At 59.9% G+C, this 8,618-nt stretch carries 10 protein-coding genes and 1 pseudogene (1 of these 11 running past the window's edge); 4 read left to right on the plus strand and 7 right to left on the minus strand.

Going from position 1 to position 8,618, the window contains the following annotated elements; genetic code table 11:
• Positions 1-284, minus strand: a pseudogene (locus ACFFAR_RS12755) (zinc-dependent alcohol dehydrogenase family protein); it reaches 752 nt to the left of the window's first position.
• Between the two features lie 110 nt (positions 285-394).
• Here ACFFAR_RS12755 and ACFFAR_RS12760 point away from each other — a divergent pair.
• Entirely contained in the window at positions 395-1,249 is an 855-nt protein-coding gene (locus ACFFAR_RS12760) for a LysR family transcriptional regulator (RefSeq protein ID WP_375507960.1), read from the plus strand.
• Positions 1,250-1,705: 456 nt separating this feature from the next.
• On the plus strand, positions 1,706-1,999 hold the full coding sequence (locus tag ACFFAR_RS12765) for an H-NS family nucleoid-associated regulatory protein (protein WP_062001149.1): 294 nt from the start codon (positions 1,706-1,708) through the stop codon (positions 1,997-1,999).
• A 355-nt stretch (positions 2,000-2,354) separates the two neighbouring features.
• Here ACFFAR_RS12765 and ACFFAR_RS12770 read toward each other — a convergent pair whose 3' ends face one another.
• The 3 genes from ACFFAR_RS12770 to ACFFAR_RS12780 all read right to left on the minus strand — a co-directional run bounded on the left by ACFFAR_RS12770 (position 2,355) and on the right by ACFFAR_RS12780 (position 4,248).
• Positions 2,355-2,771 (minus strand): MarR family transcriptional regulator, encoded by a 417-nt coding sequence (locus tag ACFFAR_RS12770; RefSeq protein WP_174363530.1) that lies wholly within the window; start codon positions 2,769-2,771, stop codon positions 2,355-2,357.
• 101 nt (positions 2,772-2,872) lie between these two features.
• The gene (locus tag ACFFAR_RS12775; RefSeq protein WP_174363531.1) at positions 2,873-3,640 is read right to left on the minus strand and encodes a hypothetical protein; all 768 of its coding nucleotides are present in this window, start codon (positions 3,638-3,640) and stop codon (positions 2,873-2,875) included.
• Positions 3,641-3,642: 2 nt separating this feature from the next.
• Positions 3,643-4,248 (minus strand): nitroreductase, encoded by a 606-nt coding sequence (locus ACFFAR_RS12780; RefSeq protein ID WP_075360353.1) that lies wholly within the window; start codon positions 4,246-4,248, stop codon positions 3,643-3,645.
• A 145-nt stretch (positions 4,249-4,393) separates the two neighbouring features.
• Here ACFFAR_RS12780 and ACFFAR_RS12785 point away from each other — a divergent pair, with 145 nt between their 5' ends.
• A complete protein-coding gene (locus ACFFAR_RS12785; protein WP_174363532.1) occupies positions 4,394-5,041 on the plus strand; it encodes a 4'-phosphopantetheinyl transferase superfamily protein in 648 nt (215 codons plus the stop codon).
• A gap of 38 nt (positions 5,042-5,079) precedes the next feature.
• Entirely contained in the window at positions 5,080-5,571 is a 492-nt protein-coding gene (locus ACFFAR_RS12790) for a GAF domain-containing protein (RefSeq protein ID WP_075360133.1), read from the plus strand.
• Positions 5,572-5,589: 18 nt separating this feature from the next.
• On the opposite strand, the gene ACFFAR_RS12795 is transcribed toward ACFFAR_RS12790, so the two are convergent.
• From ACFFAR_RS12795 to ACFFAR_RS12805, 3 genes are all read right to left on the minus strand, one after another.
• Positions 5,590-6,639: a HoxN/HupN/NixA family nickel/cobalt transporter gene (locus tag ACFFAR_RS12795; protein ID WP_174363533.1), complete on the minus strand. Its 1,050-nt coding sequence runs from the start codon at positions 6,637-6,639 to the stop codon at positions 5,590-5,592.
• Between the two features lie 150 nt (positions 6,640-6,789).
• Positions 6,790-8,085, minus strand: a complete 1,296-nt coding sequence (locus ACFFAR_RS12800; protein ID WP_174363534.1) for an L-fuconate dehydratase — start codon at positions 8,083-8,085, stop codon at positions 6,790-6,792.
• A 197-nt stretch (positions 8,086-8,282) separates the two neighbouring features.
• Positions 8,283-8,585 carry a 4Fe-4S binding protein gene (locus ACFFAR_RS12805; RefSeq protein ID WP_075360136.1) on the minus strand — a complete coding sequence of 101 codons (303 nt, stop codon included), beginning with the start codon at positions 8,583-8,585 and terminating at the stop codon, positions 8,283-8,285.
• Between the last annotated feature and the right edge of the window lie 33 nt (positions 8,586-8,618).

Raw genomic sequence — 8,618 nt, forward strand, 5'->3', positions numbered from 1 at the left:
CCCGCGACACCGCCGGTCATTCCATAAACTTCATCGCCGGGCTTGAACTGCGACACGCCTGCGCCGACAGCTTCGATTACACCAGCCATATCGATACCCAGGACAAGCGGCAGCGGGTGCTTCGCGTGAGCGGCGCTGCCGGCACGGATCTTCGTATCGAGCGGGTTGAGCCCCGCGGCCTTGATGCGCACCAGCACTTCACCCGCTTGCGGGACGGGCTGGAGAAGCACCGTGCGTTCGAGCGGTCCGTTATAGCGCTGCAGAACCAGAACTTGCATGTCCATGATGTTTCTCTCCGAGGCGAATGAATTTGCTTGATTCATGTTCGTCCATGCGGGAAAGTACGGCAATCGACGTTACTGCACGCCGGCTAAACATTTTTGCATGAGGAAGAATGGACTGGAGCGACGTACGGATCTTCCTCGCGATTGCGCGCACCGGCACGCTCAGCGCGGCGGCGAGGCAGTCGGGGCAGACACAGCCGACCATGGGACGGCGGATTCGCGCGCTTGAGGAAGCGATCGGACAGACCTTGTTCCAGCGCACTGCCGACGGTTTCATCCTCACCGACGAAGGCTCTGCCGTGCTCGCGCACGCGGAACGAATGGAGGAGGATGCGCTCGCGTTCGAGCGCTCGCTTGCCGGCAAGGAGACGCATCTCACAGGCGTGTTGCGGGTATCGTCGTCGGACTGGTTCGGCGTTCACGTCCTGACGCCGGTGTTCGCCGAGTTCCTGCGGGCGCATCCGAGGGTCAGCATTGAACTCGTCACGGATTCCCGCCGCTTGAGTCTTGCGCGACGCGATGCCGACCTGTTATTCCGTATCACGCCGTTCGAAGAGGCGGACGTCATCCAGCGAAAATTCATGCATATGGACTACGCGCTCTACGGTCCCGCCGATGCACCCCCGCCCCGCGCCGGCGACGGTAAGGGCTACGGACTTGTCACCATGGACAGCGCGTTCGGTACGCTGCCCGACGTCAACTGGATACGACGCATATTGCCGCATGCTCACTTGGCGTTCGGCAGCAATAATCGCGACGCGCAGGCGAAGATGTGCGCGCAGGGCGCGGGGCTTGCCGTCCTGCCATGTCCGCTCGGCGACACCACGCCGGGCATTCAGCGGATCGACCTGGGTGAAGCGCCGCCCGGACGCGACGTATGGTTTGGCTATCACCGCGACCTGCGCCGTCTCGCAAGATTGCGGGCTTTGCTTGATTTGATTATCGAAAAGCTGGCAAATCTCTAAGTGCGAAGGTGAACATTGATTATCCAAAACATTGAAATAAGTCCTTAGTCTCGGGGCTTTATCGAAACCTTTCAGCGTCGCGACAACAAAAGGGGATTATCACGAAGGCGGTTCTTATGCTTTAATAGCGTCAATGCGACGCCATCCCGCGCGCCGCCGACTAAAACGCGTACACTTGACCCCGCTGCAACGAAGAGGCGCAAAGCCGTCCCGCGGCTTCCCAGACTTCTTCCTCTGCCGGCATTTCCTGGCACGCGCCTGATCAAGAGTTTGCTGCCAAATTGGGGCGGGAATACTCGGGTCAAAGCTGACCTTCCGGTTTTAACCGGGTCGCATTGAAATATCGCAGCGGAACAGTCCTGCAATCCTCGACATGGTTTCGCACTGGCATATCCGGTGCTGCGCCCGAGAACATCAAAGTGCTTTTGAACAACAATTTTTATAATGCAAAGTGAAATGCCCACCCTCAAAGAACTGCTTGCGCAGCGCGAAGCGCTGCAGGATCAATTGGAAGTAGCGCGGCAACGTCAGGCTGAAATCGTTCTCGCGGAGATAGTCGCGAAAATGGGCGAATACAAGATTTCGCTGTCCGAGTTGATGGGACACAGCGTTCTGGCAAAGGCGCCCGTTGCAACCGTCACTGCCCCTAAATACCGCGACACAACGACTGGCGCCACATGGTCAGGGCGAGGACGCGCGCCACACTGGATCGCCGATAAGAATCGTGCCGATTTCCTGGTGGGTGCTTAAGCAGGTTTCTGGTTGCGGGTATGAACGCTTTGCTCGTTTCTACTGTGAGCAAAGGGTTGTCGCCTCTATAAGTGACGCATGCAACGCAGTGTCACGAAGCAGTCCTTCAACGCTGCGATTCTGGTCATGCGCATAGGCTTCAAGGCACCGCGCGGTATTCACGCGGGCGCTTGGCACTGCCATCCTGATTCCAGCGAGCAACAACGCCACGCCGATGATCGCAATGGTGGCGCCATGCCATTTTATCGATGAATGGATCCTCTTCATGCCAGCCATGCGGTGCGAATCATGGTTCACTTTTTTTCCTGTTAATGGTTAGCAAGACAACTATTGACGACCAAAAAATTGGCGGAGGTCATGCCAGCGCTTTTCTCACTTCGTGCATCGATGTGACGGCGGATTCGAATAATTCCGGACCGATCTTTCCGCGCAAGGTTCTGGCAATTCGCGCGCTGGCGTTGTTGATCGGGCGGTCGAGCGCTCGGCCTGCCGCGGTCGCACTGACTGTCCACTCGCGGCCATCGGTCTTCGCCTGACTGCGCTCGACCAGTTGTTTTTCGCACAGGCTGTCGATAAGCCGCGTGGCAGTCGGCCTCGCTATTCCAAGAATGTCCGCCACCTGGCTGCTGAGGCAGCCGGGCGTGGCGAGGACAACCCGAAGCACGAATCCTTGTGGCGGCGTGAGGCCGAATTCAGCGTACACGGCGGTCCACTCGCGTTCCACGAGGCGCGCAAGTGCAGCGGAGTTGAAGTAGAGGCAGTGATCGAACATGGAGGCATTAAAGCACAGGATAGTTAGCAAAACAACTATTTGTCTGGACCAGTTCGGCCGTCATTACGCGGACCTGCGGATGCTGTGCGGATGAACGGAGGTTATCGGCCGTTTTCGTTGCGCTTGCTCCATCCAAACGCGTGGATGGTGTTGATCGGCGTCAAGCTGCAGATCGACGCACAAAGTTGTCCGGGCATGGGCAAGTCGAACACGTACCATGCTCCGTTTGCGGCGAGGTCGTCGGCGCTGTCGGGACTATCAGTAGCCGAACGATGACCGGCCGCGCTCAGCAAGCTGTTGTCACGCGCCCGCTGTCTGCCGAAGGGCAGGGGGCTGGCGGTATCGGACAAAGGAGCGTCCGAGCCCGATCCGAACGATGGCAGCGATGTCCCGAGCCCTACCTGCGCTGCACTGATGGCAAGCATGATCCATACGCCCGCATAGCCTATATCCGCGCACAGGACCGTATTGGTTCCGGTCGCCTGGGCGAGCAAACGGCCTTTTGCATCGTCCCGAAGAACGATCGCGCTCGGCTCGCAGCCAAGCAGGCGCGCGACGGCCAGCCTAAGCACTGCGCGGCTCGATATATAGCGGTATCGCAATGCGGGACTTGGCAGCAACGCGGCGCGGCGCGTCTCGTCTTGCGTGAGCCACGTTGCTGCATCGTGCGCGCTGATGCGCTGCCATTGGCTTCGGAAACGGAATACGAAGACTTCGCCTTTCTGCGGAACGCGCGGTTCCATCGACAGGGTTTCGTTCATGCGCAATGGCATGAACTGCGGCGGCGGACCGTGATCGACGCGCTTCACAGGCTGGACATCACGGGTCCGGTCCGCGCGCGAAATGTCAGTCAGAGCAGGGCTTGCCATAGTCAGTCCGTGCTCTGCACGCTCGCCTCGAACCACTCGGTGACGTAGGCGTCGCTGGAAGGGCGCGCGATTTCGCGCGTGCCTTCAGGTGGCGTGCCGACGAACAGGAAGCCAAGCAGCCGATCCGTATCAGCGAGTCCGAGCGCGCGGTGCATGCCGGGTTCGTAGCTGTCGGCGCCGGTTGCCCAGAAGCCGCCGAAGCCCAACGCGTGGACGGCGTTCAGCATGTTCATGGCGGCAGCACCGACGGCCAGCAACTGCTCGACTTCGGGCACCTTGGTTCGCGTCGTGATCGATGCCACCAGCGCAATCACCACAGGCGCCGCCAGCGCACGCCCGCCGCGGTGTTCGTGCGCCGAGCGCGGTTCGCCGGGCGAGCGCGAAGACGCGAGGTCGACCAGCACTTCGCCGAGTTTCAAACGCGCGTCGCCACGGATCAGCACAAAGCGCCACGGGCGCAAACCGCCGTGATCGGGCGCGCGCAGGGCAGCATCGAAGATCTGCCTGAGTTGCGCGTCATCGGGCGCCGGCTCGGTGAGCGGCCAGTGGGACTGGCGCGTCATCAATAGCTGCAACGCATCGGCGCCAGCATGGGTCATGGTTTCCATGGGAAATGTCCAAAGCTTTCCGAAGGCGTCCATGATGGCCAAAAATCACGCTAATTGCAAATGATTCTCAATACCAGAATTTTGTCACGGCAAGACCTTATACTTCCGGCTTTGGGATAACACTGCTTTTTTCTCCTTCCGACCGATGCCCATCCTGCTCGCCAACCTTGGCCGATGGCCCTCCGATATTGCGTTATGGCGCGTTGACGTGGAGCTCGCCGACACTTCGGCCTGCGTGAACCGCGTTCTCAGCGCGGACGAACGGGAGCGGATGGCGCGTTACAAGCGGCTCGAAGATCGCGTGCGGTTCGCGGTCGCGCGATCGACTCTGCGCGAGATTCTCGGCAAGCGTGTGGCGCGCGATCCGGCGCAACTCGAGTTCGAGGTGGGCGCTCACGGACGACCAGCGCTTGCGGGCTTTCCACACGTTTCCTTCAACGTGTCGCATTCGGGCGAGCGTGTCCTGATTGCTGTATCGACGCTGCGAGCGGTCGGCGTGGACATTGAAGAAGCGAATCCGGCGCTTGACTGGCGCACGCTCCTGGACGCGGTTTGCGTAAACGAGGAAGCGCCAGGAATAACGGCTGTGCGCGAGTTTTATCGGTGCTGGACTGCCAAGGAAGCGTTGCTCAAGGCAACGGGCGCGGGGATTGGAATTGGCGACGGCTTGAAGTCCATCGATCTTGCGAACGGGCGCATTCCGCCGGGGTTCGACTTCGCGTGGCTCGATGATGTCGATGGTTACGAAGCCGCCGTCGCGTTCGGCGTCCCTGCCGATACCGGTCCGCTGTGATATGTTGAAATGTCCAGCATCCATCCAAGAAGCATCTTATGTCGCTGACGATCCAGCCCACTACCGGCTCCAAAGCCGAGCAATATCAGGAACTGCTTGCGCAGGCCCGCTCGCTCCTCGCCGATGAAACCGATCGCATTGCCAATGCCGCGAATTTCTCGGCGCTCGTTTATCACACGCTGTCCGACTTGAACTGGAGCGGCTTTTATTTCTTCGATGGCGCCGAACTCGTGGTCGGTCCGTTCCAGGGGAAACCGGCTTGCGTTCGTATCGCGCTTGGCAAAGGCGTTTGCGGGACCGCCGCACAAACCCGCGAGACGCAGGTTGTGCGCGATGTCCACGAGTTCCCCGGACACATTGCGTGCGACTCGGCGTCTCAATCGGAGATCGTGGTGCCGTTGATTGCGAAGGACGGGACGCTCGTTGGCGTGTGGGACGTGGATAGTCCCATTGTGAATCGCTTCGATGCCGACGATGCTCAAGGCATGGAAGCGCTTTGCAGCGTGTTCATGGAACTTGCCTGGGCTTGATTGTATTCATAAGCGCTATTACGTCTCGAGCTCGTCGAACCGTTTCCAGCGGTACACCGCGGCTGAGATCAGCCAGCTCGCCGCAAACACGCCAACGATCACGTAGCCGATCATGCCGAAGTTGTCGTTGAGGCTGCCGACCGCATTCCAGAACCATCCGCCATGTTGCAGCTTGTCCGCAAGCAACCCCAGGCCCTCGATACTCCCGACCAGCAGCGCGACGAGCACGGAAATCGTGGTGATGGTGATGTTGTAGTAGAGCTTGCGAATGGGCTTGACGAAGGCCCAGCCATAAGCGCCGAGCATCAGGATGCTGTCGGTGGTATCGATCAGCGTCATGCCTGCGGTGAACAGCACGGGAAACACGATGATCGACCAGATCGGCAAGCCTTGCGACGCGCCCGCGGCCGATATGCCGAGCAAACCGACTTCGGTGGCGGTATCGAAGCCGAGGCCGAACAGGAAACCAAGCAGGTACATGTGGCGGCTTTTCGTGATCAGGCGAAACAGCGGCCTGAAGATGCGCGCAAAGAAACCGCGATTCGCGAGCAGCAAGTCGAAGTCTTCATCCACATAGGGCTCGCCGCGCCGCACGCGACGAAAGGCGCCAATTACCGCGCGCAGAATGACCAGGTTCATGATCGCGATGGCGAACAGGAAGAACGTGGAAACCAGCGTGCCAATGAGGCCGCCGATCTCCTTGAACTCCGCCATGCGTGTCTGCAGCGCCATGGCCGTTGCGGCGATCGCCACCGATGCAAGCACGACTACCGTCGAATGTCCCAGCGAGAACATCAAACCCACGGTGACAGGACGCCTGCCGTCCTGCATGAGCTTGCGCGTGACGTTGTCGATAGCCGCAATATGGTCGGCGTCCACCGCGTGACGCAAGCCGAACGAATAGGCAAGCAGGCTTGTTCCAAGCAGCAGCGGGTAGTGATGGAACGCGACGAAGGCCCAGATCCAGGCGCCGGCATTGAAGGCAATCAGTAAGGCATAAAGGCTGAAGATCTTTTGGCGCATGTGGCCTTGTTCGTCGCCGAAGACTGCCTTTATCAGTGCTCGCATTGATATTCCGTCTTTGAGTTTTGGGTGCCGGACCGAGCAAGAGACCTGGCTGATCACGATAGCGATCGAATGATAGCGTGCCAAAATTCTCTGGCCGCATTCACGATCGCTCCGATCGGAATATTAAACCGCGTGTCACTTATGCCCGACTTAGGCCCATCCCTCGCCATCGGGGAAATGGAATCGTTCTAGCGAAGCGGCGTGCATTTCGATGCTATAGCCGGCTGAGTCCGGCGGCATGTATCGGCCATTGCGGATAACGACCGGGCTGACGAAATGCTCGTGCAGATGATCGACGTATTCGAGCACGCGATTATCCAGCGACGCCGACACGCAGACATAATCGAAGATTGAAATATGCTGGACGTACTCGCACAAACCCACGCCGCCCGCGTGCGGACACACCGGCACGCCGAACTTGGCGGCCATCAGCAACACCACGATCACTTCGTTCAGGCCGCCTAGCCGGCAACTGTCGATCTGACAAAAGTCGATGGCGCCCGCCTGCAGCAATTGCTTGAACATCACCCGGTTCTGGCAATGCTCGCCGGTGGCGACGCCGATGGGCGCAATGCGGCTACGGATCGCGGCGTGGCCGAGGATATCGTCGGGACTCGTGGGCTCTTCGATCCACCACGGGTCGAACTGCGCCAGGCGGCGCATGTTGGCGACGGCTTCGTCGACGTCCCAGACCTGGTTGGCGTCCATCATCAGTTTGCGATCGGCGCCGATTTCATCGCGAAGAATGCGCGCGCGGCGGATGTCTTCTTCTATGTTGCCGCCGACCTTCTGCTTGAAATGCGTCCATCCCTGGGACACGCCTTCGCGCGCGAGGCGGCGGATTTTTTCATCGTCGTAGCCAAGCCAGCCTGCCGACGTGGTGTACGCCGGATAGCCTTCAGCCAGCATTTCCTGCTCGCGTGCGGCACGGGTCGGCGAGTGACGGCGCAATATTGCCAATGCTTCTTCAGGCGTGAGCGCGTCCGTGACGTAGCGGAAATCGAGGCAGCGCACGAGTTCTTCGGGGCTCATATCCACGAGCAGTTTCCACACGGGCTTCTGCGCGGATTTCGCCCACAGGTCCCATACGGCGTTGACGACCGCGGCTGTTGCAAGGTGGATCGCGCCCTTGTCCGGACCGATCCAGCGCAACTGGCTATCCGATGTAAAACCGCGCCAGAAGTCACCCATGTTTTCGGTGATGTCCTCGAGCTTCTTGCCGATGATCAGCGGCGCAAGCGCCTTCACTGCGGCCACGCAGATCTCGTTGCCGCGTCCTATGGTGAACGTGAGGCCGTGACCATCGAGCTTCGTGGGTGAATCGGTTTCGAGGATGACGTAGGTGGCGGAATAGTCCGGCGCCGCATTCATTGCGTCCGACCCATCGAGCGATCGCGAGGTGGGAAAGCGGATGTCCCTGACGGACAAATTCGTGATCGTGGTCATCTGAACACCTCCGTGCAATGGCAGATTCGACTTGGTACAAACCCGGGCACGCGCTCAGCAGGCACGTGCTCAGCAGCCACGCGCTCAGCAGGCGCGCGCTCAGCCGCTGAGTTTGTTTGCAGGCATGCTAGCACGGGGTACAACGTCGTTATCAAAGGCCACTACGCACTGCGGGGCATCAGTGGTGCCTTGAGCGTTCAGGTCTTTCTCGCCAGCGTGATTGCCCGCTCAGGGCAAGCGGTCACGCATAAACCGCATGCGCGGCACGCGTCCTCGTTGGGCGTGTAAGCGACCTTCATTCCATGGACGCGCAGTTTGAGCTTGTTCAGCGGGCCCAGGCGCGCGTAGTCCGCTGTATCGATTTGACGGATCACGAACACGTTTTCCGGACAGACCACCGCGCAATCGGCCTTGCCTTCGCAACGTTTCAGATTCACCACCGGGACGATGACACCCGGCGCCTGCTTGCAGTTCGCCGATGACGCGAGAACGGCGCTCATACGCTGTCAGCCTCGCGAGGCTTGCGAACCCCA

The organism is uncultured Caballeronia sp. (assembly GCF_964243625.1).
Classification (GTDB): Bacteria; Pseudomonadota; Gammaproteobacteria; order Burkholderiales; family Burkholderiaceae; genus Caballeronia.

Coding starts and splice junctions, on each gene's coding strand:
- ACFFAR_RS12780 (WP_075360353.1), bottom strand. CDS start 4,248: ATGGAAACCATGACCCATGCTGGCGCCGATGCGTTGCAGCTATTGATG.
- ACFFAR_RS12760 (WP_375507960.1), top strand. CDS start 395: ATGGACTGGAGCGACGTACGGATCTTCCTCGCGATTGCGCGCACCGGC.
- ACFFAR_RS12775 (WP_174363531.1), bottom strand. CDS start 3,640: ATGGCAAGCCCTGCTCTGACTGACATTTCGCGCGCGGACCGGACCCGT.
- ACFFAR_RS12785 (WP_174363532.1), top strand. CDS start 4,394: ATGCCCATCCTGCTCGCCAACCTTGGCCGATGGCCCTCCGATATTGCG.
- ACFFAR_RS12805 (WP_075360136.1), bottom strand. CDS start 8,585: ATGAGCGCCGTTCTCGCGTCATCGGCGAACTGCAAGCAGGCGCCGGGT.
- ACFFAR_RS12790 (WP_075360133.1), top strand. CDS start 5,080: ATGTCGCTGACGATCCAGCCCACTACCGGCTCCAAAGCCGAGCAATAT.
- ACFFAR_RS12800 (WP_174363534.1), bottom strand. CDS start 8,085: ATGACCACGATCACGAATTTGTCCGTCAGGGACATCCGCTTTCCCACC.
- ACFFAR_RS12765 (WP_062001149.1), top strand. CDS start 1,706: ATGCCCACCCTCAAAGAACTGCTTGCGCAGCGCGAAGCGCTGCAGGAT.
- ACFFAR_RS12770 (WP_174363530.1), bottom strand. CDS start 2,771: ATGTTCGATCACTGCCTCTACTTCAACTCCGCTGCACTTGCGCGCCTC.
- ACFFAR_RS12795 (WP_174363533.1), bottom strand. CDS start 6,639: ATGCGAGCACTGATAAAGGCAGTCTTCGGCGACGAACAAGGCCACATG.